Origin of the sequence: Mesorhizobium sp. LMG 17147, from assembly GCF_024297145.1 — a bacterium.
GTDB lineage: Bacteria > Pseudomonadota > Alphaproteobacteria > Rhizobiales > Rhizobiaceae > Mesorhizobium.
In genome coordinates, this window is the sequence record NZ_JANCTC010000006.1 from 328423 (window position 1) to 351928 (window position 23506).

21 protein-coding genes are annotated in these 23506 nt (G+C 63.3%); 11 read left to right on the plus strand and 10 right to left on the minus strand.

The features are described from left to right. The first annotated feature begins 27 nt into the window (after nucleotides 1-27). The 3 genes from NMG46_RS14705 to recJ all read left to right on the plus strand — a co-directional run bounded on the left by NMG46_RS14705 (nucleotide 28) and on the right by recJ (nucleotide 4370). A complete protein-coding gene (locus NMG46_RS14705; protein ID WP_254818359.1) occupies nucleotides 28-1341 on the plus strand; it encodes a homoserine dehydrogenase in 1314 nt (437 codons plus the stop codon). Nucleotides 1342-1541: 200 nt separating this feature from the next. Further along, nucleotides 1542-2525 (plus strand): class II fructose-bisphosphatase, encoded by a 984-nt coding sequence (gene glpX / locus NMG46_RS14710; protein WP_254818360.1) that lies wholly within the window; start codon nucleotides 1542-1544, stop codon nucleotides 2523-2525. A gap of 60 nt (nucleotides 2526-2585) precedes the next feature. Beyond that, a complete protein-coding gene (gene recJ, locus NMG46_RS14715; protein WP_254818361.1) occupies nucleotides 2586-4370 on the plus strand; it encodes a single-stranded-DNA-specific exonuclease RecJ in 1785 nt (594 codons plus the stop codon). A 20-nt stretch (nucleotides 4371-4390) separates the two neighbouring features. On the opposite strand, the gene NMG46_RS14720 is transcribed toward recJ, so the two are convergent. The 3 genes from NMG46_RS14720 to folE form a co-directional block, all read right to left on the minus strand. Continuing rightward, complete coding sequence (locus NMG46_RS14720) at nucleotides 4391-5362, minus strand: patatin family protein (RefSeq protein ID WP_254818362.1); 972 nt, start codon at nucleotides 5360-5362, stop codon at nucleotides 4391-4393. A gap of 84 nt (nucleotides 5363-5446) precedes the next feature. Continuing rightward, nucleotides 5447-5917, minus strand: coding sequence for a phosphoribosyl-AMP cyclohydrolase (gene hisI, locus NMG46_RS14725; protein ID WP_254818363.1), 471 nt, complete (start codon nucleotides 5915-5917; stop codon nucleotides 5447-5449). Between the two features lie 10 nt (nucleotides 5918-5927). Beyond that, nucleotides 5928-6590 carry a GTP cyclohydrolase I FolE gene (folE, locus tag NMG46_RS14730; RefSeq protein ID WP_254818364.1) on the minus strand — a complete coding sequence of 221 codons (663 nt, stop codon included), beginning with the start codon at nucleotides 6588-6590 and terminating at the stop codon, nucleotides 5928-5930. Nucleotides 6591-6830: 240 nt separating this feature from the next. Here folE and NMG46_RS14735 point away from each other — a divergent pair, with 240 nt between their 5' ends. After that, nucleotides 6831-7277 (plus strand): iron-sulfur cluster assembly scaffold protein, encoded by a 447-nt coding sequence (locus tag NMG46_RS14735; RefSeq protein WP_254818365.1) that lies wholly within the window; start codon nucleotides 6831-6833, stop codon nucleotides 7275-7277. On the opposite strand, the gene NMG46_RS14740 is transcribed toward NMG46_RS14735, so the two are convergent. After that, nucleotides 7274-8194 carry a LysR substrate-binding domain-containing protein gene (locus NMG46_RS14740; protein ID WP_254818366.1) on the minus strand — a complete coding sequence of 307 codons (921 nt, stop codon included), beginning with the start codon at nucleotides 8192-8194 and terminating at the stop codon, nucleotides 7274-7276. The two genes, NMG46_RS14735 and NMG46_RS14740, sit on opposite strands and share 4 nt — an antisense overlap. A gap of 84 nt (nucleotides 8195-8278) precedes the next feature. On the opposite strand from NMG46_RS14740, the gene NMG46_RS14745 reads away from it, so the two are divergent. The 4 genes from NMG46_RS14745 (at nucleotide 8279) to thrS (ending at nucleotide 11998) form a co-directional block, all read left to right on the plus strand. Beyond that, entirely contained in the window at nucleotides 8279-8446 is a 168-nt protein-coding gene (locus NMG46_RS14745; protein WP_254818367.1) for a hypothetical protein, read from the plus strand. Between the two features lie 79 nt (nucleotides 8447-8525). Continuing rightward, a complete protein-coding gene (yidD, locus tag NMG46_RS14750) occupies nucleotides 8526-8900 on the plus strand; it encodes a membrane protein insertion efficiency factor YidD (RefSeq protein WP_254818397.1) in 375 nt (124 codons plus the stop codon). Between the two features lie 145 nt (nucleotides 8901-9045). Further along, on the plus strand, nucleotides 9046-9858 hold the full coding sequence (gene blaOXA, locus NMG46_RS14755; protein ID WP_254818368.1) for a class D beta-lactamase: 813 nt from the start codon (nucleotides 9046-9048) through the stop codon (nucleotides 9856-9858). 166 nt (nucleotides 9859-10024) lie between these two features. Then, a complete protein-coding gene (gene thrS / locus NMG46_RS14760) occupies nucleotides 10025-11998 on the plus strand; it encodes a threonine--tRNA ligase (RefSeq protein WP_254818369.1) in 1974 nt (657 codons plus the stop codon). A 235-nt stretch (nucleotides 11999-12233) separates the two neighbouring features. Here thrS and NMG46_RS14765 read toward each other — a convergent pair whose 3' ends face one another. Further along, the gene (locus NMG46_RS14765; RefSeq protein WP_254818398.1) at nucleotides 12234-13199 is read right to left on the minus strand and encodes a hypothetical protein; all 966 of its coding nucleotides are present in this window, start codon (nucleotides 13197-13199) and stop codon (nucleotides 12234-12236) included. Between the two features lie 156 nt (nucleotides 13200-13355). Between NMG46_RS14765 and NMG46_RS14770 the strand changes: the two genes are divergently transcribed. Beyond that, nucleotides 13356-13940 carry a nitroreductase gene (locus NMG46_RS14770; protein ID WP_254818370.1) on the plus strand — a complete coding sequence of 195 codons (585 nt, stop codon included), beginning with the start codon at nucleotides 13356-13358 and terminating at the stop codon, nucleotides 13938-13940. A gap of 18 nt (nucleotides 13941-13958) precedes the next feature. Here the strand turns inward: NMG46_RS14770 and NMG46_RS14775 are convergent, their stop codons facing one another. Continuing rightward, nucleotides 13959-14840 carry a CoA ester lyase gene (locus NMG46_RS14775; RefSeq protein ID WP_254818371.1) on the minus strand — a complete coding sequence of 294 codons (882 nt, stop codon included), beginning with the start codon at nucleotides 14838-14840 and terminating at the stop codon, nucleotides 13959-13961. A gap of 2 nt (nucleotides 14841-14842) precedes the next feature. Next, nucleotides 14843-15295, minus strand: a complete 453-nt coding sequence (locus tag NMG46_RS14780; RefSeq protein ID WP_254818372.1) for a MaoC family dehydratase — start codon at nucleotides 15293-15295, stop codon at nucleotides 14843-14845. A gap of 152 nt (nucleotides 15296-15447) precedes the next feature. Here NMG46_RS14780 and NMG46_RS14785 point away from each other — a divergent pair, with 152 nt between their 5' ends. Beyond that, nucleotides 15448-16569, plus strand: coding sequence for a DUF2336 domain-containing protein (locus NMG46_RS14785; protein WP_254818373.1), 1122 nt, complete (start codon nucleotides 15448-15450; stop codon nucleotides 16567-16569). 169 nt (nucleotides 16570-16738) lie between these two features. On the opposite strand, the gene parE is transcribed toward NMG46_RS14785, so the two are convergent. After that, nucleotides 16739-18790: a DNA topoisomerase IV subunit B gene (gene parE / locus NMG46_RS14790; RefSeq protein WP_254818374.1), complete on the minus strand. Its 2052-nt coding sequence runs from the start codon at nucleotides 18788-18790 to the stop codon at nucleotides 16739-16741. 274 nt (nucleotides 18791-19064) lie between these two features. Between parE and NMG46_RS14795 the strand changes: the two genes are divergently transcribed. Beyond that, complete coding sequence (locus NMG46_RS14795) at nucleotides 19065-20234, plus strand: GGDEF domain-containing protein (protein WP_254818375.1); 1170 nt, start codon at nucleotides 19065-19067, stop codon at nucleotides 20232-20234. Between the two features lie 72 nt (nucleotides 20235-20306). Here NMG46_RS14795 and gcvP read toward each other — a convergent pair whose 3' ends face one another. Both gcvP and gcvH read right to left on the minus strand, forming a co-directional pair. After that, complete coding sequence (gcvP, locus tag NMG46_RS14800; protein WP_254818376.1) at nucleotides 20307-23117, minus strand: aminomethyl-transferring glycine dehydrogenase; 2811 nt, start codon at nucleotides 23115-23117, stop codon at nucleotides 20307-20309. 16 nt (nucleotides 23118-23133) lie between these two features. Then, nucleotides 23134-23502, minus strand: a complete 369-nt coding sequence (gene gcvH / locus NMG46_RS14805; RefSeq protein WP_254818377.1) for a glycine cleavage system protein GcvH — start codon at nucleotides 23500-23502, stop codon at nucleotides 23134-23136. Nucleotides 23503-23506 lie beyond the last annotated feature (4 nt).

A 23506-nucleotide genomic window follows, 5' to 3' on the forward strand; every position in this document is an offset into this window, starting at 1 on the left:
CCGAATTGTTGAGGGGCGTCGCCGGACATGGCTGAAGCGTTGCGTGTTGGAATTGCCGGCCTCGGCACCGTCGGTGCGTCTGTGGCCCGTGTGCTGCGCGACAAGGCGGCCGAACTGACGCGGCAGTGCGGACGCGACATCGTCGTGTCAGCCGTTTCGGCGCGCGATCCCAAGCGCGACCGCGGCGTTGATCTTGGCACAGCACGGTGGTTCGACGACGCCGTCAAGATGGCGCAGACCGCCGAAATAGATGTCTTCGTCGAGCTGATCGGCGGCGACGAAGGAGCGGCACGATCATCAGTGAAAGCCGCGCTCGAGGCCGGCCGTCACGTCGTCACCGCCAACAAGGCACTGCTTGCCAAGCACGGCGTCTTACTGGCCGAGATCGCAGAAAAGAGGGGTGTGCTGCTCAACTACGAAGCGGCGGTGGCAGGCGGCATTCCGGTCATCAAGACGATGCGCGAGGCGATGGCCGGCAATTCGGTGACCCGCGTTTTCGGCATCCTCAACGGTACCTGCAATTATATTTTGACGCGCATGGAAGCCGAGGGTCTGTCCTTTGATGCCTGCCTGAAGGATGCGCAACGGCTGGGCTATGCCGAAGCCGACCCGACCTTCGACATCGAGGGCCACGACACCGCACACAAGCTATCGATCCTGACCAGCCTTGCCTTCGGCACGAAGATCGCCGCCAACGATATCTACATGGAGGGCATCTCCAACATCAGCCAGGCCGATATCCGTGCGGCCGGCGATCTCGGCTACCGGATCAAGCTGCTTGGCGTCGCCCAACGCACCGAAAGCGGCATCGAGCAGCGCGTGCACCCGACCATGGTGCCGACGGCCTCGGTCATCGCGCAGGTGCACGGCGTCACCAATGCGGTCGCGATAGAAACCGACATCCTCGGCGAATTGCTGCTCTCCGGCCCTGGCGCCGGCGGCAACGCCACCGCGTCGGCGGTGATCGGCGACATTGCCGACATCGCCAAGAGCCGGCCTGGCTTCCAGCATGGTCCGGTCTTCGGTCGGCCGGCGAAGGAATTGAAGCCTTACAAGAAGGCGCAGATGCGCAGCCATGCCGGCGGTTATTTCATCCGGCTGACCGTGCACGACCGCCTCGGCGTCTTCGCGGCAATAGCCAAGCGCATGGCCGACAACGACATTTCGCTGGAATCGATCGTCCAGCATGCCGCCGGGCCGGAAACCGAGGCACAGAAGACGGTCATCCTGGTGACCCACGAGACGACCGAGGCGGCGGTGCGCAAGGCCGTTGACGGCATCACCAGGGACAGCCTTCTGACCGACAAGCCGCAAGTCATCCGCATCGAGCGGGCCGGATAGAAGTCTCCTTATTTGCCTTCAATCGATTGATATTGCTGCGCTTTCAAAAAGGCCCGGCGCAGGTCTTGCTGTTGTCACGGGGCTTTGACACAAGGAGCGCGTCTCTGGCGGGAGGCTAATGCATGTCGCCCAAACGTGTGCGGCGGTTTTTGGGACGACGACATGCATGAAAACAAAGTGCCAACGAGGATTGTCCATCGATGAATGTGGCCCAGAACATTGTCGCCGGCCTCGACCGGATACTGACCATGGAATTGGTGCGCATCACCGAACGCGCCGCGGTCGCGGCCGCCAGATTGCGCGGACGCGGCGACGAGAAAGCCGCCGACCAGGTCGCGGTCGATGCCATGCGGCAGGAACTCAACCGTCTTGCCATCAACGGCACGGTGGTGATCGGCGAAGGCGAGCGCGACGAGGCGCCGATGCTTTATATCGGCGAGGAAGTCGGTACCGGCAAAGGCCCGGCTGTCGACATCGCACTCGATCCGCTCGAAGGCACGACGATCTGCGCCAAGAACCTGCCCAACGCATTGGCCGTTATCGCCATTGCCGAAAAAGGCAGCCTTTTGTTCGCGCCGGACGTCTATATGGACAAGATCGCCATCGGCCCGGGCTATGCCGACGGCATCATCGACATCGATGCCTCGCCGGCCGAAAACATCGCCAGTCTGGCCAGGGCCAAGCGCGTGCCGGTGGCGGAGATCACCGCCTGTATTCTCGACCGGCCACGCCATGGCGCGTTGATCGAAGCCGTGCGGGCGACCGGCGCCGCGATCCGTCTGATCGGCGACGGTGATGTCGCCGGGGTCATCCATACCACCGACCCTGACGAGACCGGCATCGACATCTATCTCGGCACCGGAGGCGCGCCCGAAGGCGTGCTCGCAGCTGCCGCCTTGCGCTGCACTGGCGGCCAGATGCAGGGCAGGTTGATCCTCGATACGCCGGAAAAGCTGGCGCGCGCCGCCAAGATGGGCATCTCCGACCCTAAACGGATCTACCACACGCAAGACATGGCACGCGGCGACGTGCTGTTTGCCGCGACCGGCGTCACCGACGGCAATATGCTGGCCGGCGTCAAGTTCGGCCGCAATTTCATCACCACGCACACGATCGTGCTGCGCTCGTCATCGCGGACCGTGCGCGAAATCAAGGCCAGGCATCAGGATCTGGAAAAGTTTTGATTTCGACTCAGTTAGCCGTTGCATATTGTGCGCAATGACAAATTGCAGACGGCGCACCACGTGACGGGGGAAAGACGCTTTTTCCTCGATGTAAGGCAATCGGCCACCGGCGTTTCCTGGGAACACCGGCTGACCGAGCGCCAGGACATGGCCGCGCTCGCCATCGCGCAAGGTTATGGCGTGCCCGACATCGTGGCGCGCGTGCTGGCCGGGCGCGGCGTCACCGCCGAGCAGACCGAGCGGTTTCTCGATCCGACCATCCGCAACCTGCTGCCCGACCCGGCATCGCTGACCGACATGGACAAGGCCGCCTCTCGTATCGCCCAGGCGGTGACGGCCAGGGAAAAGGTAGCGATCTTTGGCGATTACGATGTCGACGGCGCCGCCTCGTCGGCGCTGCTCAAGCGCTTTCTCGCGCATTTCTCGGTGGCGTCGGAGATCTACATACCGGACCGCATCTTCGAGGGTTACGGCCCCAATCCGGAAGCGATGCGCGAACTCGTCTCGCGCGGCGCGACGCTGATCGTCACAGTCGATTGCGGCACCAACAGCGCTGCTTCCATCGACGCCGCAAAGGCCGCCGGCGCCGACGTCGTGGTGCTCGATCACCATCAGGTCGGCGGGCCGTTGCCGGCGGCGGCTGCGGTCGTCAACCCAAATCGCGAGGACGACCTTTCCGGCCAAGGTCATCTCTGTGCCGCCGGCGTCGTCTTCCTTTGCCTGGTGCAGACCGCGAAGATCCTGCGCGGCCGCTTGCCGGATGCCGCACCGCCGGACCTGCTTGCCCTGCTCGACCTGGTGGCGCTGGGCACAGTCTGCGACGTGGTGCCGCTCACCGGCGTCAACCGCGCCTTCGTGGTCAAGGGGCTGCAGGTGGCGCGGCAGCAGAGAAACGACGGGCTGGCGGCGTTGGCGCGGGTCTCGCGTATAGGCGAGCCGATCAGCACGTTCCATCTGGCCTTTCTGATCGGTCCGCGCATCAACGCCGGCGGGCGCATCGGCGACGCAGCACTTGGCAGCCGCCTGCTTGCAACCGACGACCCGGTCGAAGCCCGCACCATTGCCGAGACGCTGGATCGGCTCAACCAGGAGCGGCAGTCGATGGAGCAGGAGATGCTGGCCGCGGCGCGCTCAGAGGCCGACGCCGAGCTTGCCGGCGGCATTGGTCCGGCCATCGTGGTCACAGCCAGCAGCAACTGGCACCCGGGCATTGTCGGCCTGCTTGCCTCGCGGCTCAAGGACCATGCGCGCCGGCCCGCATTTGCCATCGCCTTCAACGCCAACGGTGTCGGTACCGGTTCAGGCCGTTCAGTGTCTGGCTTCGACCTCGGCCGGCTGGTGCGCGAGGCTGCCGATGCCGGGCTGATCCTCAAGGGTGGCGGCCACGGAATGGCGGCAGGCATCACTGTCGAGCGGGCGAAGCTCGGCGAACTCAGGGCTTTCTTCGAAGAGCGCGCGGCGGTGGACGTGTTCCGCCTGCAAGGGCAGGAGAGCCTGGCGATCGACGGTGCGCTTGCCGCCGAGGGCGCGACGCTCGCGCTGCTCGATGCACTTGAGAGGGCAGGGCCGTTCGGCGCAGGGCATGTCGCGCCGGTGTTCGCGCTGCCGCGCCACCGGCTTGTCGATGCGCGGGCGGTCGGCACCAACCATATCCGCGCCGACCTGCAGTCGGAAAGCGGCGGCCGCATCCAGGCGATCGCCTTTCGCGCCGTCGATACTGCGCTTGGCGAATTCCTGTTCAAGAACAGGGGCAAACCGGTGCACGTCGCCGGCTCATTGTCGGGCAATCACTGGAACGGCAACCGCACGGTGCAATTTCGTATCGTCGACGCGGCGCTTGCCTGAGAGCTCGCTGACCGCTCGGCCTAAGCGAGGACGGTCTGCAGCCGGGTCAGATCGCCGATCTGCGCCATCGTTGCCTGGTAGCCGATACGGATTGCTTCGTCGGCGCGGTGGAATTCGGTCAGGCCGATATGGCTGAGCTTCGGCTGCAGCGATATGTCCGGCGGGTCGCCGGCCAGCCTGGCGCGCGAAATGCGGTCCTGGATGATGTTGAAGGCCTCTACCATGACGCCGGTGATGCCGAGCCGCGTCTCGCGCGACTGGCGTTCGGGATCGGCGTGGCCGGCCCGCGGCGCGTCTTTCTCGATGACCAGCTCGCCGGCGCTGTGCTTGATCACCGCGGCGCGGCCGAACAGATCGTAGTGAAGGTTCACCGCGACCACGAGCGGCTGCTCGTAGGCACGGCAGACCGAGACCGGCACCGGATTGACCAGGGCGCCGTCAACCAGCACACGCCCATTGCAGGCGACCGGCTCGAACACGCCGGGCAGCGCGTAGGAGGCGCGCATGGCGGTGCTCAACGAGCCGCTCGACAGCCAGATCTCATGGCCGGTGCGGATTTCCGAAGCGACGCAGACGAATGGTTTTGGCAGGTCCTCGAAGCGGATGCCGGCTATGTGCTCGCGCAGCCGCGCATCGAGCTTCATGCCACCGAACAGGCCGCTGCCGCGTAGATTGAGGTCGAGAAGGCCAAAAATGCGCCGCCTGGTCAGGCTGCGGGCGAATTCTTCCAACTCGTCGAGCTTGCCGGCAACATAGCAGCCGCCGACCAGCGCGCCGATCGAGGTGCCGGCGATCATCGACACTTCGATGCCGGCTTCGTCAAGCGCGCGCAGCACGCCGATATGCGCCCAGCCGCGCGCACAGCCGCCGCCCAATGCCAGCGAAATCGCTGTTTTGCCCGGAGATTTGGTTTCGGATGCGCCCGCGGCCGAGGAGAGGCCATTCGCCTCCCGAACGTCAGGTCTGTTGCGCAATGACGCCCACTCGAGCATCACAATCTCCCTTGTCCCACGGTCATCCTACAGGCGGGCCGTATCGAAATCATGAATACACGTGGCTGAAGTGCTGCGAATGGTTCATATTGATGGTGTATTGGGCTTTCGATAGGTTTTTTCCGCATCGAACAGCGGCTTGCTGCCGTCGCTGGCAAGCGTCCCTTTGCCATCGCTCAGCCCCACCGTCCGATAAAAGCATGAACGTCGGCCGGTGTGACAAGTTGCTTCATGACCCAGCACTTTGACGCGCAACCATATCGCGTCCTGGTCACAATCCGTGAGCATCTCGACGACCTGCTGGACATTGCCCGAGGTTTCGCCCTTCTTCCACAGCGCGTTGCGCGAACGCGACCAGTAGTGCGCGATGCCGGTCTTGAGCGTCAGCGCCAGCGCCTCGGCATTCATATGCGCGACCATCAGCAGCATGCCGTCTTCGGCATCGGTGACGACGGCGGTGACGAGGCCGCCGGCATCGAAGCGCGGCGAAAGGACCGTGCCTTCCTCAAGCGCCTTCTTGTCTGAGGGAGCTTTCGGGAATTCCAATGCCGACATTCGCCGGTCCTTATTTAACGAAGGTGGGGCGGGTCTGATCAGTTCCGCCGCCGCGCACCATGGTGACGAAGCGGACCTGCTCTTCGGGTGTATCCTTGAAGGCGCCGGTGAAGGTCGAGGTCAGCGTGGTGGAGCCCTGTTTGCGGATACCGCGCATGGCCATGCACATATGCTCGGCCTCGAGCATGACGGCGACGCCGCGCGGATTGAGGACGTCCTGGATGACGCCGGCAATCTGCGCCGTCATCGCTTCCTGGGTCTGCAGGCGATGGGCGAAGATGTCGACGACGCGGGCGATCTTGGACAGGCCGACAACCTTGCCGTCAGGCAGATAGCCGACATGCGCCTTGCCGATGATCGGCACCATGTGATGCTCGCAATGCGAGTGGAAGGATATGTCCTTGACGAGGACGAGGTCGTCATAGCCGGCGACTTCCTCGAAGGTGCGGCCAAGTTCCTCGGCTGGGCACATATCATAACCGTTGAACATTTCGCGGAATGCCTTGGTGACGCGCTTCGGCGTGTCGATCAGGCCCTCCCGGTCAGGGTTGTCGCCGGTCCAGCGCAGCAAGATGCGCACAGCGGCTTCGACTTCGGCCTCGCTCGGCCGGTCGGTGACCGGCTTTTCCATATAGGCAGACCGCGGCATAAGTTTCTTGATAACGGCGTCCATAAAGGCGTCTCCCGTAGTTCCTCTCTCAGGAGGAACAAGTTGAACGGACCACGACCTTTCGGGTGTCAGAAACTCGCCCGGTTTCCAGCCCGTAAGTGGCGTGAACAGAATTGGGCACGACGAGGTTTGTGGTCACCTTGTCGATACCCGACTACCGCCATTATATATGTTCGTGCCGAGCGAAAGGAAGACGCCAGAGCGGCAATGACTGTTCGCTGGGCGGCGACGGATTGGAAAAATATGATCGACGATGTCTACAATGCGAAAATTCTGGGTTTTGCTGGAAATATCGCACGGATCGGCCGGCTCGACCGCCCCGACGCAACCGCACGAGCACATTCCAAGCTGTGCGGCTCGACGGTGACCGTCGATCTGAAAATGGATCAGGGCGTCGTCACCGATTTCGCGCATGACGTGAAGGCCTGTGCGCTTGGCCAGGCGTCCTCTTCGATCATGGCGCAGCATGTCGTCGGCGCCAGCGCCGAAGAATTGCGCAGCGTGCGCGAGACGATGCTGAAGATGCTGAAGGAAAATGGCCCGCCGCCCGAAGGCCGCTTCGCCGACCTGAAATACCTGGAACCGGTGCGCGACTATAAGGCGCGCCACGCCTCGACCATGCTGACGTTCGACGCAGTGGTCGACGCCATTGGCCAGATCGAAAAGAAGCGGGCGGAACAGGCGGCTTAAGCCTTGGCAAGGAAACGCCGGCTTTCGGCGAATTCCGCCCGGACCCAGTCGGCAAAAGCTCTGGCCGGCTCTGAAAGGTCATTCAGCCTTCTGGCCACCAGCCAATAGGCGCCGGACGCGACGTCGATGTCGAAAGGCTTGATCAGCGCGCCGGACGCAAGTTCTTCGCCGATCTGCAGAAGATCGCCCAGCGCGACACCATGTCCAAGCAAGGCTGCCTGCTTCGAAAGCGAAGCATCCGCCAGCATCGGGCCGCGCGCAGGCACGGCCTCAGCCGTCACGCCGGCCGCTTCGAACCAGCGCGCCCAAGCCTGACGGTTTTCTTCGTGCAGCAATGTGTAGCGACCAAGGTCGATCGGCTTTTCCAGAGCTGGCCCGGATACAAGCAGCGCCGGCGATAGAACTGGTGAATCGACGACCGCGGCAAGCTGTTCGGCTTCGCTGCGTGGCCATGAGGTGGCGTGCGCACTGAAGCGTAGAGCAAGTTCGCGCTGATCGCTGCGGAACTCTATCAACCTCAGGTCGACCTCAAGGGAGACGTCGATATCGGGTCGCAACTCGCGAAATCGGTTGAGCCGCGGCACCAGCCATACGGATGCAAGCGACGGCTCGACGCTGACACGGACCACTGACTGCGTCGGGGCGGCCGTCAATTCCGAAAGCAGCCTGTCGATGCCCTCGAAACTCCTGACCAACTGGTCGAGCAGCCGCCGGCCGGTATCGGTCAACTCGACGCGGCGATGATGGCGGAAGAACAAAGGTTGGCGCAGGAAGGTTTCGAGCTCGCGGATCTGGCGGCTGATCGCTGCCTGTGAAACGTAAAGCTCCTCGGCCGCACGGCTGAAGCTCAGGTGACGACCGGCTGCTTCGAAGCTTCTGAGCGCCGTCAGGGGGAGGTGTCCGCGCTTCCTTCGCATAACTGAGAGTTATCTGACGTGGACGTTATACCGTTTGAAGGGCAAGGCCAGCGGCGCTCTAATCGGTGCTCAAGGAGTGCCGCCATGATCCAGTTTCTCAACATTCTGGGCGATGTCGTGCGGATCGCGACGTTTCAATGGTACGACGAGAAACCGCATAGGGATTGGTGCGAGGAGAGGCCGCCGACCAGCTTCGCCGTATGCCGGAAGCCGACGCCCGACCGCTACCCGGTTCGCCGTACCAGGCCATGACGGGATTGCCGGAACGGCATTGCGTTCCTGGCCCGATGCGCACATCTATCGTGTAGGGAAACGCGATGTGGAGACTGCGGTGGTCGGCCAACATCGGCATGCGCACGGCGCCAGGCCGATTCGACAAGGACGCAACTGGCCCGGCCCGTGGCGCAAGACGCCGGGCCGCCTCCTCGGCACGTCGCTCGTCCGGCTCTACCAGCTGACGTTGTCCGGCTTCGTGGGCAATTCCTGCCGGCATCTGCCGACCTGTTCCGAATACGCGCACGAAGCGATCGCCCGGCATGGACTATGGGCCGGCGGCTGGATGGGATTCTTTCGCGTGCTGCGCTGCGGGCCGTTAGGGACGCATGGCATCGACCGCGTGCCCGAAACCCTGGCTGAGCGCTATGTCTGGTTTGCGCCGTGGCGGTACTGGCGGATCGGGAAAAAACCTGGCGAGCTGGACAGTTGACCGCAACTCTTCGGTGCACAACCGGACCGCTTTTACGATCTGGTAGGGTTAACCGCAGCTTGCGCGGACACAGCGCATTTAAGACAAAATCGAGACAAGACGCCTCGCTAAGCCGCTCCTGACACCCTTCAGGAGAGATTGCCAAATGCGCCGGATAGATCGTCTTCCCTTCGTTTTCGCCGTGGTTCTCTATGTCCTGGCGTGGCTGTTGGGTTTTCCGATCCGTGCGCAATCGGCGCCTCTCGGGGACGTCGAATGCACGCTGATCGTCGACGCCGCAGGCGGCGAGACGCTGTATCGCGAAGGGACCTGCGATCAGCGCGTCAGCCCCGCCTCCACGTTCAAGGTTCCGCTGGCGCTGATCGGCTACGATGCTGGAATCCTGAGCGACGAGCACACGCCAAGCTGGGAGTACAAGGCAGAGTTCAATGCGCCGAAACGGGACCGCAAGACCGTCGACCCGACGATCTGGGAAAGGGATTCGGTCATATGGTTCTCACGCGAGATTACGCGCCGGCTCGGCAGCAAACAATTTGCCGGCTATGTGTCGAAATTCGAGTATGGCAACACGGACGTTTCCGGAACTCCCGGCAAGAATGATGGACTCACCCATTCCTGGGTGAATTCTTCGCTCGAGATATCGCCGGTCGAACAGGTCGATTTCCTGCGCAAGCTGCTGGCGCGAAAACTGCCGGTTTCGAACAAGGCCCACGCCATGACCGATGCGATCATACCGACGTTTCGAGCAGGCGATTGGACGGTGCAGGGCAAGACCGGGACGACCGGGCTCGGCGACGTCGACAAGCGCTCGCTCGGCTGGTTTGTCGGCTGGGCGCAGAAGGATGCTCGCAAGATCGTCTTTGCCCGTCTGGTAGTCGATACGGAACGTTCCGACACGCCCAAGGGACCCAAGACGCGGGCGATGTTCCTGAAAGAGCTGCCGAATCTCGTCAGGTGACCATATCCGGCTTTACGGCGCCGAAAACTGTCCATAAAAGACCGCTCGCCGCCGGACGCATCCGGCTCTTACTTGATGTATGTCGTAACCCCAAAACAGCTAGGCAGTTTGGGCGACGTGCATTTTACCACCCGCGCTCGTTTGCGGGACTGGATAGGAGAATCTTATGCTGAATTCCGTTTCCCTGACATTTCCAGATGGCTCCGTCCGCGACTACGACGCGGCGATGACCGGCGCCGGCCTGGCGGAATCGATCTCGAAGTCGCTGGCCAAGAAGGCCGTTGCCTATTCGATCGACGGCACGTTGCGCGACCTTTCCGACCCGATCGGCAAATCGGGCAAGCTCGAGATCATCACCCGCGAGGATCCGCGTGCGCTGGAGCTCATCCGTCACGATGCAGCCCATGTGCTGGCCGAAGCCGTGCAGGAACTTTGGCCGGGAACGCAGGTGACCATCGGGCCGGTGATCGAGAACGGATTCTACTACGACTTCGCCCGCAACGAGCCGTTCACGCCCGACGATTTCCCGGTGATCGAGAAGAAAATGCGCGAGATCATTGCGCGCAACAAGCCGTTCACCAAAGAGGTATGGTCGCGTGAAAAGGCGAAAAGGATCTTTGCCGACAAGGGCGAGCGCTACAAACTGGAGCTGATCGACGCCATTCCCGAGGATCAGGATCTCAAGATCTATGCGCAGGGCGACTGGTTCGACCTTTGCCGCGGCCCGCATATGGCCTCGACCGGCCAGATCGGCAGCGCCTTCAAGCTGATGAAGGTCGCCGGCGCCTATTGGCGCGGCGATTCGAACAACCCGATGCTGACGCGCATCTACGGCACGGCCTGGGCCGACCAGGCGCAGCTCGAAGCCTACCAGATGATGCTGGAGGAGGCCGAGAAGCGCGACCACAGGAAACTCGGCCGTGAGATGGACCTGTTCCATTTCCAGGAGGAGGGGCCGGGCGTCGTGTTCTGGCACGCCAAAGGCTGGAGGATGTTCCAGAACCTGGTCAATTACATGCGCCGCCGTCTCGACGAGCAGGGCTATCAGGAGGTCAACGCGCCGCAGGTGCTCGACAAGAGCCTGTGGGAGACGTCCGGGCACTGGGGCTGGTACCGGGACAACATGTTCAAGGTGACGGTTGCTGGCGACGACACCGACGACGACCGGGTGTTTGCGCTGAAGCCGATGAACTGCCCCGGCCACGTCCAAATCTTCAAGCACGGGCTGAAGTCCTACCGCGATCTGCCGGTAAAACTTGCGGAATTCGGCAATGTGCATCGCTATGAGCCGTCCGGCGCGCTGCACGGGCTGATGCGCGTGCGCGGCTTTACCCAGGACGATGCCCACATCTTCTGCACCGAGGAACAGCTCGCCGACGAGTGCATCAAGATCAACGATCTGATCCTCTCGACCTATGCGGATTTCGGCTTCGACGAAATCACCGTCAAGCTGGCGACCCGCCCCGAAAAACGGGTCGGCACCGACGCGATGTGGGATCATGCCGAGAGCGTGCTGCAGGACGTGCTCGACAAGATCGCGGCGCGGTCGGGCAACCGGATCAAGACGGGCGTCAATCCGGGTGAGGGCACGTTCTACGGGCCGAAGTTCGAATATGTGCTGAAGGACGCCATCGGCCGCGACTGGCAATGCGGCACCACACAGGTCGACTTCAACCTGCCGGAGCGTTTTGGCGCCTTCTACATCGGCTCCGATTCGGAAAAGAAGCAGCCGGTGATGGTGCATCGTGCCATCTGCGGTTCCATGGAGCGGTTTCTAGGCATCCTGATCGAGAATTATTCCGGCCATTTCCCGCTCTGGTTCGCACCGCTGCAGGTGGTGGTGGCGACGATCACTTCCGATGCCGACGATTACGCGCGAAAGGTCGTCGCGCAGCTGAAGGCGGCCGGGCTGATTGCCGAGGCCGACCTGCGCAACGAGAAGATCAACTACAAGGTCCGGGAGCATTCGCTGGCCAAGGTCCCGGTCATCCTCGTCTGTGGCAAGCGCGAGGCCGAGGAAGAAACGGTCAATATCCGACGTCTCGGTTCGCGCGACCAGGAATCGCTTGGTCTCGCAGCTGCCGTGAAGCTGCTTGCCGGCGAGGCGGTGACACCCGACCGCAAGCGCCGCGCGGCCTGAACCAGCCGACCTGCAATGAATGGCGGTGGAGCGATCCACCGCCATTTTCATATGACTATTGCGCCGCGCGCCTATCCGGCAAATCGATCGACGTGTGCGTCGGTCAGGTGCTGAATGAGACGGAATTGCTCGAGCGGTTTTACCGGGCTGTCGTCGATCCGGCTCTGGTCGTATGGCGTGGCCACGCGCAGTTGCTGGCGCGACGCATGCGCAAGGCAGCTTAGAGGGGCGCGGCTTAGTCGGCGCCTTCCTCGGAATCGATGGCCGAAGCCTCTGTGGCCAGAACCTCGATATCCTGGTTGTGCCCCGCCACCACCGTAAAGTCCTTCTGGTAGATGCGGTCGCGGTTCTTGGCGATTATGGTGTAGTCGCCCTCGGCCAGCACCATCGAGGCAAAGGCACCGACGGTTTCCTTGATCGGATCGCCGGATTCGTTCAGCAGCGACCAGGAGGTGTCGGCGATCGCCTCGCCGCCCGGTTCGCGCACCAGCTTCATCGTCATCTCGGCCGCACGGTGCTCGACGGTCGCTTCAGTCAGCTTGCCGGCCTCCACGCGGATGTCGGAGCGGATGACCGCGTTCACAGCGCCATAGGTCGAAACAACGTGGTAGGTGCCGGCATTGAGCCGCACGACGCTGTTCGGCTCGACATCGGGTATGATCAGGGCGCGATCGCCGTCGGCCGCGGCGTGGCTCTCATAGATCGAGAAGCGCAGCTTCTTCGGTGGTATGCGTACCCCGCCGGACAGCACGGCATCAAGCTTGAGGCCGCCTGCATCGAGCACGAGGCTCTCGCGCTTGGCTTCCTTGCCGACGGTGATGCGCTTGGTGGCGCCGGCCCGCCCGTAGGAGGCGTGGACCAGATACGAACCCGGCTCGAGCTGGAACACGGCGGTACCGCCATGAGCGGAGGCGACCATCGGCAACTTGCCGTCGCTGGCCGATTCGGGCTTGAAGACGCGCCAGACGATGCCGCGCGTGATGTCGGCGCCCTTGTCTGTCAATTGCGCCGACAGCGTGATTGCCCCGCTGCTCCCCAACACCAGCGATGTCTCGCTTTTCGGAGGCGCATAGCCCGAAATTCCGGGAAGTTTCAGTTCGCCGAGGCCGTCCACATCCTGGGCGACGGCGAGCGAAACCGGCACCATCAACAGTGCGGCAGCGAGCCATATCAGGAAAAGACGCAATGTCCCCTCAAACATGCCTTGCGTTGAAGCCCAAGGCGGTGGCAATTTCAAGGCTTAAGAGTCCGGTCGGCTTCTGCTACAGGGCTCTTTGTCCGGCGCGCTGCGCCAATGCCCAAGCCGCCCGATGTCCCGATGGTGCGCTTCAGCTCAAATTCCAGGAGACTTGCGCCCATGGCGTCGCCGATCATCGATTTTCTGCTGACCCGAAATTCCGCGCCGATCCCAGATTTGAAAGAGCCGGCACCGGGCGATACGGAGATCGCGACGATGATCGCCGCCGCCTCGCGGGTGCCGGACCACGGCCGGCTGGAGCCCTGGCGTTTCGTCCTCTATCGCGGCGAAGCTCGCGTCGAGATCGGCAAGAAGCTGGCGGCACTTGCCGAGCAGCGCGAAGGACCGCTGCCGGAAGGCCGTCGCAACCAGGAATTGGCGCGCTTTTCGCGGGCGCCGCTGGTTATCGGCGTGATCTCGATCCCCAGGGAAAATCCAAAGATCCCGCAATGGGAGATGTTCCTGTCCGGCGGCATGGCGGCGATGAACCTGATGCTTGCCGCCAATGCGCTGGGCTACGGCACCAACATGATCAGTAACTGGTATTCCGACGTGCCCGAGGGCAGGGCGATCCTTGGCCTGGCGCCGCATGAGCGGGTCGTAGGCTTCGTCCATATCGGCTCCTACCAGGGCCCGGCACCGGAGCGGCCACGGCCCGATCCGGCAAAGCTCTATGCCGATTATTCAGGGCCGTGGGTGGGATAATTTCGGCGCGGAACAGACCTAAGCGCCAAGCCCAGCTACCCTGGCCCGTGCCAGGAGCCGCTCGGCCAGTTTTAGATGCGGCCGGTCGTACATCTTGCCGTCGATGCCGACGACGCCGGTGTTTCCCGCCGCCTTAAATGCCTCGACGATCGCCAGGGCGCTTTTCACCGCTTGCGCCGAAGGCGTGAAGGCGGCGTTGATGACCGGCACCTGCGCCGGATGGATCGCCATCTTGCCGGTGAATCCGTCGCGCTCGGCCTCGGCGCATTCGGCCTCGAAGCCCGCCATGTCGCGAAAGTCCGGAAAGACGGTGTCGATTGCCGCGACTTCCGCGGCACTTGCGGCAAGCATGGTCATGGTGCGGGTGAGGCGGAACACATCCGTATAGCGGCCGTTCGCGTCGCGCGTCGCGCGCGCGCCGATCGCCGCCGACAAATCTTCCGCCCCCCAGGTGACGCCGACAAGCCGCGCGCTTGCACGGGCGTAGGTCGCTGCGGCCAAGACGCCTGCGGCCGTTTCTGTGATGATCGGCAGGATCTTTATAGCTCCATCCGGCAGGCCGCTTTCAGCTTCGTGCACCCTGAGCTTGGCCGAGAGATGCTGGACATGCAGTCCGCTGTTCGACTTAGGCAGCATGATGCCGTCTGGTTTCACCGGCACGAGCGCTGCCAGATCGTCGTCGGTCAGTCCGGTCGAAAGATCGTTGACGCGCACATAGATCGCGGAGCTGGTTTGGTGCCTGTGCCCGGCGATGAAACGTGCCGCTGTGTCGCGCGCCAGCCCCTTGTTCTGCGGGGCAATCGAATCCTCAAGATCGACGATGACGACGTCGGCACCCACGCCAAAGCCCTTTTCCAGCTTCTTTTCCGAATCGCCGGGTACGAAGAGCAGTGAACGCATCTTCACACCGCCTTTTTCATCATCATCGCCTGCCTCGTGCATTTGGCAACCAGCACGTCGTTCTGGTTATAGGCGCGATGCTCGAACTCGACGATACCGCGGTCCGGTTTGGACCTGGAGTCACGCACCGAAACCACCGTGGTCTCGACGCGAATGGTGTCGCCGTGGAAGACGGGGTGCGGAAACACTGTCTCCTTCATGCCGAGATTGGCGATTGTGGTGCCGACGGTGATGTCGTTGACTGAAATGCCGATCATCAGGCCCAGCGTGAACAGCGAATTGACCAGCGGCTTGCCCCATTCGCTCTTGGCGGCGAAATCGAAATCGATGTGCAGCGGCTGCGGGTTCAGCGTCATCACCGAAAACAGCATATTGTCGCTTTCGGTCACGGTCTTGCGCAGCGTGTGCTTGAACACATGGCCGACAGCGAACTCCTCAAGATAAAGCCCGGCCATGGTCGATCTCCTCTGCTGCTTAAGGGTTGATAGGCGTTGCGTACCGGGCTCGCAAGCCAGTTAACGAACATGGTGAACCGTTCGTAAACCATTTGTGCCTACGGTCGCGACAGGGGCCAGAAGCGTTCTGGCAAAGGGCGTAAGCAGGCGACATGGTCGTTTCGCATTTCCTGAAATGGATCCACACGGCGAAGGTGTCGGAGCGCGTTGCAGCGGCAAGCGCACTTGCTCGCGCCTATGTCGATTCGGACCTGCCTTTCGAGGACCGCTGCGCTGCTGAGGCGGCGCTGACATTGCTGCTCGATGACGCATCCTCGAAGGTGCGACTGGCGATCGCCGACGCGCTTTCCATGAGCCATCATGCGCCGCCGCAGATCGTCAGCGCGCTGGCCTCGGACCAGCCGGAAGTCGCAGCCCTGGTGCTGGCGCGGTCGCCACTGCTTACTGATGCCGACCTGATCGATCGGGTTGCCGGCGGCCAGAAAGCGACGCAGAAGGTGATCGCCGACCGGCCGCGGGTGTCGATGTCGGTTGCGGCGGCGATCGCCGAGATCGGCGAGCCGGAGGCCTGCACCACGCTGCTCGCCAACAGCGGCGCCGACATCGCATCGATCAGCTTTCGGCGCATGGCCGAGCGGCACGGCCATCTGCCTCTGGTGCGCGAGGCGCTGATTGCCGACGCGCGCCTGCCCGCCGATTGTCGGCATTTGCTGCTGGTCAAAGTAGGCGAGACGCTCAAGGGTTCGCCGCTGGTGCTGGCGCTGATGGGCGCCGCAAGAGCCGAGCGCGTCACGCGCGATGCCTGCGTCAAAGCTTCCGTGACATTGATCGAAGGCACGCGTGCCGAGGAACATACAGCGCTTGTCGAACATCTGCGTCTGCGCGGTGACCTGACCGCAAGCTTCGTCATCCGCACCATCGCGCACGGCAAGGTCGACTTCTTTGGTTCGGCCCTGGTCGCGCTCAGCCAGCAATCCGAACAACGGGTGAGAGCACTGCTGGCCGGCGGCCATGACGTGGCACTGCAGGCACTGTTCCGCAGCGCCGGGCTTGCCACCGCCACTCACGCCATCATCCTGCGCGCGCTGAAGGTCTGGCGCGAGGTCGCCAATGGCAAACGCCTAGCCGGCGTGCAGGAAGTCAGCTGGTTGATGCTGAAGGAATTGGGCGGGCAGTCCGCCGCGGGCGATCTCGCCGGGCTGGTCAAGTCGATCCATCTCGACGCGTTGCGCGAGAATGCGCGCGGGCACGCGCTGGCGATCGCGGCTGCCTAAAGCAAATCCAGGAAAACTGTGAAACGGTTTTCCGTCCGGAATTGCTTTAGAACAAAAGAAAGAGCGGTTCGGCGTTTCCGTGAACGCTGAACCGTTCCAGGCCTCGTCCTTCGCGAAAATATCCGGATAGCAACAAACCGCTGTCTGTGGCTCACCTGGCAGAAGACGCTCAGATATCCAGCACTTCCGTCTCGGCGAATTCCGCGCGTTCCTGGATAAAGCGGAAACGGGCCTCGGGCTTGGTGCCCATCAGTGCGTCGACAGCATCCTTGGTCGCCGCCTCGGCGTCGATCACATCGACCCTGAGCAGCGTGCGCTTTCTCGGGTCCATGGTGGTTTCCTTGAGCTGGGCGGCCATCATTTCGCCCAGCCCCTTGAAGCGGCCGATCTCGACCTTGCCGCGCCCGGTGAATTCGGTGCGCAGGAGTTCGTCCTTATGCGCGTCGTTGCGGGCATAGCCGACCTTGCCGCCTTGGCGGATCGAATAAAGCGGCGGCACCGCCAGGTAGAGATGGCCGCCGCGGACCAGGTTTGGCATCTCCTGGTAGAAAAAGGTGATCAGCAGCGAGGCGATATGGGCGCCGTCGACATCGGCATCGGTCATGATGATGACCCGGTCGTAACGCAGGTCCTCGTCGCGGTATTTCGAGCGCGTGCCGCAGCCCAAGGCCTGGATCAGGTCGGATATCTGCTGGTTGCCGGCAAGCTTGTCGCTGCCGGCACTGGCGACGTTGAGGATCTTGCCGCGCAGCGGCAGCACCGCCTGGCTGGCGCGGTCGCGCGCCTGCTTTGCCGAACCGCCGGCCGAATCGCCCTCGACGATGAAGAGCTCGGCGCCGGCGGCGGCATTCTGTGTGCAGTCGGCGAGCTTGCCGGGCAGGCGCAGCTTGCGCACCGCACTCTTGCGCGACACTTCCTTTTCCTGGCGGCGGCGCACCCGTTCGTCGGCGCGCGCGATCACCCATTCGAGCAGTTTCGAGGCCTCCTGCGGATTGTCCGCCAGCCAGTGGTCGAACGGGTCGCGGATGGCGGTTTCGACGATGCGGATCGCCTCTATCGTTGCCAGCCTGTCCTTGGTCTGGCCGACGAATTCCGGTTCGCGGATGAACACCGACAGCATGCCCGCCGCCGAGATCATCACATCCTCGGAAGTGACGATCGAGGCGCGCTTGTTGCCGACCAGATCGGCGTAGGCGCGCAAGCCGCGCGTCAGCACGTTGCGGAATCCGGCCTCATGCGTACCGCCCTCCGCGGTCGGGATGGTATTGCAATAGGAATTGATAAAACCGTCGCCGCCGAACCAGGTCACGGCCCATTCGAGCGAACCGTGACCGCCCTGCTTCTCGCTCTTGCCGGCGAACATTTCACGGGTGACCTGGAATTCGTCGCCGAGCGAGGCTTTCAGATAATCCTTGAGGCCGCCTGGAAAATGGAATTCGGCCTTGGCCGGCGTCGTGTCCTTTTCCCTGATCAGCGAGGGATCGCAGGTCCAGCGGATTTCGACACCGCCGAACAGATAAGCCTTTGACCGTGCCATGCGGTAGAGCCGCGCCGGCTCGAACGCCGCGCCCTTGCCGAAAATCTGCTCGTCTGGATGGAAGCGAATCTTCGTGCCGCGCCGGTTGTGCACGTCGCCGAGCTGCTCAAGGCCGGTCACCGGAACGCCTCGTGAGAAGCGCTGGCGATAGAGCTTGCGCCCAATCGCGACCTCGACCTCGAGATGGTCGGACAGCGCGTTGACGACGGAAACTCCGACACCGTGCAGGCCGCCGGACGTCTCGTAGACCTTGCTGTCGAACTTGCCGCCTGAATGCAGCGTCGTCATGATGAGTTCAAGCGCCGGCTTCTTGAATTTCGGGTGGGGGTCGACCGGAATGCCGCGGCCGTTGTCGGTGACTGACAGATATCCGTCGGCGGAAAGCTCGACATCGATGAAGGTCGCATGGCCGGCGACCGCCTCGTCCATCGAGTTGTCGATGACCTCGGCGAACAGATGGTGCATCGCCTTGTCGTCGGTGCCGCCAATGTACATGCCCGGGCGGCGGCGCACCGGCTCCAGCCCCTCCAGCACCTCGATGTCGGCGGCACTGTAACTCTCGCTGGCGTCGCGGGGCGCCGGCCGCTTCGCCGCCTGCACCAGCGGATCGGCCGGGCGCGTGGCGGCGCGAGCCGGCTGCGGCTGCTTGTCCAATTTGGCGAAAAGATCGTTGTTGTCGTCCATGCCGGTCCTGGATTCCGATGCTGCGAATCACCACCCGATACTGCCACGCTTTTCGCGGGCAGGCGACGGAGGTTCCTGTTACGTTCGAGGATAGAGCCTCTTACTGCAAAACCATTCGACAGCCAAGCGGCGGAAATGGGGTCGAAGCTTGGAGCATCGACGCTTTGTAAACCTTGTCCGAAGGTTACGCCGGAAGACTGGCTGAAAAAACGATATTTGCGGACTGTCGCTGACCTAGAATGCAGCGGAACGCTCACGAGGCTGTCGCTTACGCATGTTGGATTACAGTTCGCTCCTGCTCGCGGCGGCGCTGTCGGGCACGTGCCTTAGCATCACCATGTTTGCGATCTGGTTCACCGCGCCACAGGCACGCTTTGTGCTGACGGTGGCGTGCGGCATTCTCGTGCTCGTCGCACATGTGGTGCTGTTCTGGCATTACACCAGGGATCCAAGCGCCTGGCTCTGCCAGATCGTGCTTGCGCTTCTCAGCCTCGGTTTCCTGATTATCTGCCTGTCGGCCATGCAATATCTCGGCATAGGCGATTACAGGCGCGCCATCTTGCCGACCTTGGTTGCGACGGCTGTTTGCGCGGGCGCGACGTATCTCGGGTTTGATGGTGTCGGCTTCATCGTCACCTACGCGACGGTAACGGCGCTGCTCTCGCTCATCGGGGTGATGTTCTGGATTGAGGGTGGTCACGATCGACGGATATTGCTGGTCGTCTCGTTCCTGAGCGGCGTCTGTGCGCTGTCGTTCGGACTTTGCGGCGCGGTCCTGCTGGTCAAGGGGCAATGGGTGCTGGGTGTTGCGCCCGACAATTGGGCCGAGCGGGTGAATTCCGTCGTGGCTGTCGCCTGCATGACCGGGCTCGGCGCATTGACGCTCTCCCTGCACCATTTGCAGGCGCAGATCGAATTGAAGGCCGAGACGATGACCGATCCATTGACCGGGCTGATGAACCGGCGGGCGTTGACGGCACTCTACGGCGAGCGGGTCTTCGGTCCGTTCATGTCCGTCGCCATGTTCGACCTCGACCATTTCAAGAGGACGAACGACGTTTTCGGTCATCCGGTCGGCGACCAGGTTCTGCGCCGCTTTGCCGCCGTCATCAGGAAATACGCCAGGACCGGCGTCGACGCGTTCCGGTTGGGCGGCGAGGAGTTCGTGCTCGTCATGTCGCGGATGCCGGAAGAGAAGGCCTATGACATTGCGAGCAAGATCAGCGTCGCCTTCGGCACGGAAGTCGTGGCCACACAACTTGGTCCGTTGCGAAGCACAGTCAGCGGCGGCATCGGCTTTGGCGGAACAAACGGCACCGGTCTCGACGATGTGCTGGCCGAAGCCGACGCAGCACTCTATGCGGCAAAGCGCGCCGGGCGAAATCGCGTGGTCGTTCGGGACCGGGCGAGCAAGGCCGACGGGCCGGCCTTGCGTTCTGCCTGATTGGGGTTTCTAGCTTCTTGTTAGACCCATGATCTTGTCGGAAAACCGGATTCCACTTTTCGGAATCATGATCTATTCCGCCGCACCCAGATATTCCGACAGCGGCGGGCAGGAGCAGACAAGGTTGCGGTCGCCGGCGACATTGTCGATGCGTGACACCGGCGGCCAGTACTTTGCCGCCGTATCGGCATCGCCGGCGGGGTAGGCCGCCTCCAGACGCGAATAGGGATGAGTCCATTGGCCGGCCAATGCCTCGGCGGCGGTGTGCGGAGCGTTGACCAGAGGATTGTCGGCCAACGGCCATTCGCCGTTCGCCACCTTGGCTGCCTCGCCGCCTATGGCGATCATGGCCTCGCAGAAACGATCCAGCTCGCGCTTGGGCTCGGATTCGGTCGGCTCCACCATCAGCGTGCCAGCGACCGGGAACGACATGGTCGGCGCGTGGAAGCCATAGTCGATCAGCCGCTTGGCGATATCGTCGACGCTGATGCCGGCGCTGTCCTTGAGCACGCGGGTGTCGAGGATGCATTCATGCGCGACGCGTCCGTTGCGCCCCTTGTAAAGCAGGGGGAAATGCTCGCCAAGCCGCGTCGCCACATAGTTGGCGGAGATGATCGCCGTCTCGGTCGCCTGCTTCAGGCCGGAAGCGCCCATCATGCGAATATACATCCAGGTGATCGGCAGGATCGAGGCGCTGCCGAACGGTGCCGCCGCCACGGCATGGACCGAGCCTTCGGTGACGTGGCCGGGCAGATGCGGCTTCAGATGCGCCTTGACGCCGATCGGGCCGACGCCGGGGCCGCCGCCGCCATGCGGGATGCAGAAGGTCTTGTGCAGGTTCATGTGGCAGACATCGGCGCCGATATCGCCGGGACGGGCGAGGCCGACCAGCGCGTTGAGGTTGGCGCCGTCGAAATAGACCTGGCCGCCATGGCTGTGGACGAGGGCGCAGAGGTCGCGCGCGCCTTCCTCGAAGACGCCATGCGTCGAAGGATAGGTGAACATCAGCGCCGCGAGATTGTGCGCATGCTCGGCCGCCTTGGCCTGCAGGTCGTCCATGTCGATATTGCCGTCCTCGGTGCAGCGCACGACGACGACGCTCATGCCGGCCATGGCCGCACTTGCCGGATTGGTGCCATGCGCCGAGGAGGGGATCAGGCAGACGGTGCGATGGCCTTCGCCGCGTGACAGATGATAGCGGCGAATGGCGAGCAGCCCGGCATATTCGCCCTGGCTGCCGGCATTGGGCTGCAGGGTCACCGCGTCGAAGCCGGTGATCTCCGCCAACCAGCCTTCCAACTCGTCGATGATGGCGCGATAGCCTATCGAATGGTTTGCCGGCGCGAAGGGATGCAGGTTGGCGACATCAGGCCAGCTCACCGGCATCATTTCGGCGGCGGCGTTGAGCTTCATGGTGCAGGAGCCGAGCGGGATCATGGCGCGGTCAAGCGCCAGGTCCTTGTCGGCCAGCCGGCGCAGGAAGCGCATCATGTCGGTTTCCGAGTGGTTTTCCCGGAACACGGGCTGGGTGAGGAACTCCTTGCCGCGCGGTTTTCCTGGCATGGAACTGCCGGCGGCAACGCCGGCCTTGGCGCCGAAAAGTGCTGCGATCGCCTCCAGATCGGCTTCGGTGGAGGTCTCGTCGAAGCTGATGCCGACATGGTCGGCGTCGATGACGCGCAGCAGGCGGCCCGTCTTTTCTGCGGCGGCGGCAATCGCTCCGGCTCTGCCCTTCACTTCCACGGTCACCGTGTCGAACCGGCTTTCGCCGACCACCGAAACGCCCGCTGCCTTGAGGCCGCCGGCCAGGCGGTTGGCCAGCGTGTGAACGCGGCCGGCAATCGCCTGCAGCCCGGCAGGGCCATGCCAGATCGCGTAGGCCGTCGCCATGTTGGCGAGCAGCGCCTGTGCGGTGCAGATGTTGGAGGTCGCCTTGTCGCGGCGGATATGCTGCTCGCGTGTCTGCAAAGCCAGGCGATAACCGGGACGGCCCTTGCTATCCGTCGACTGGCCAACGAGCCGGCCGGGCATCAGCCGCGTCAGCCTGTCGGAGACCGCGCAATAGGCGGCGTGCGGCCCGCCAAAGCCCATCGGCACGCCAAAACGCTGCATCGGGCCGACGGCGATGTCGGCGCCAAGCCTGGCCGGCGCATCGGTCAGCGTCAAGCCAAGCGGGTCGGCGATGAAGACGACCAGCGCGCCGGCGGCACGGGCCTTGTCGATCGCTGCCTTGTGATTGCCGTAGACGCCGAATGTATCGGGCCAGGAGACCAGCAGGGCGGCGGTGTTGTCGTCGATCACCTCGCCGTCCACCTCGATGCCCAGGGGCTCGGCGCGGGTGCGCACGACGTCCAGCGTCTGCGGGTGCGGCGTGCCGGCCAGTGCCACCTTGGTGCGCTTGTCGCGATGATGGCGCAGCGCAATGCCGACCGCTTCGGCCACCGCCGTCGCCTCGTCGAGCAGCGAGGCCGATGCCACCGGCAGGCCGGTCAATTCCGTCACCAGCGTCTGGAAGTTGAACAGCATTTCCAGCCGGCCCTGGCTGATCTCGGCCTGGTAAGGCGTGTAGGCGGTATACCAGGCCGGGTTCTCGAACAGGTTGCGCTGGATTACCGGCGGCACATGGACGCCATGATAACCGGTGCCGATGAAGCTCTTCAGCACCGTGTTCCTTGCCATCGTCGCCGCGAGCTCGGCCAGCGCTTCCGCTTCGCTTGCGGGGGCGGGCAGGGCCAGCGGCCGGTCGAGCCGGATCGACTTCGGCACTGCCTGACTGATCAGGGTCTCGACCGAAGGGACGCCGATCGTCGCCAGCATGGCTCTGACGTCATGGAGGCCCGGGCCGATATGGCGAGCCGAGAAGGGGTAGGGTGCTGCGGTCATCTTCCTGGTCCTGCTATCAACCAATATGGGCTTTGTAAGCGGCTTCATCGAGGAGCCCGTCGAGTTGGCTCTCATTGGCCAGCTTCATCTTCCACAACCAGCCGTCGCCGGTTGCCGCCGAATTGACGAGCGAAGGATCCGATGACAGCGAGGTGTTGGCCTCGGTGATCTCGCCGTCGACCGGTGCGTAGACGTCCGATGCGGCCTTGACCGATTCGACCACTACGGCGGTGTCGCCCTTGGCTAGCTTTCTGCCCAATTCCGGCAGCTCGACAAAGACGAGGTCGCCGAGCTGCTGCTGCGCGTAGTCGGTGATGCCGACCGTGGCGACGCCGCCCTCGACGCGAAGCCATTCGTGATCTTCCGTGAAATAGGTCTTTGCCATTGAA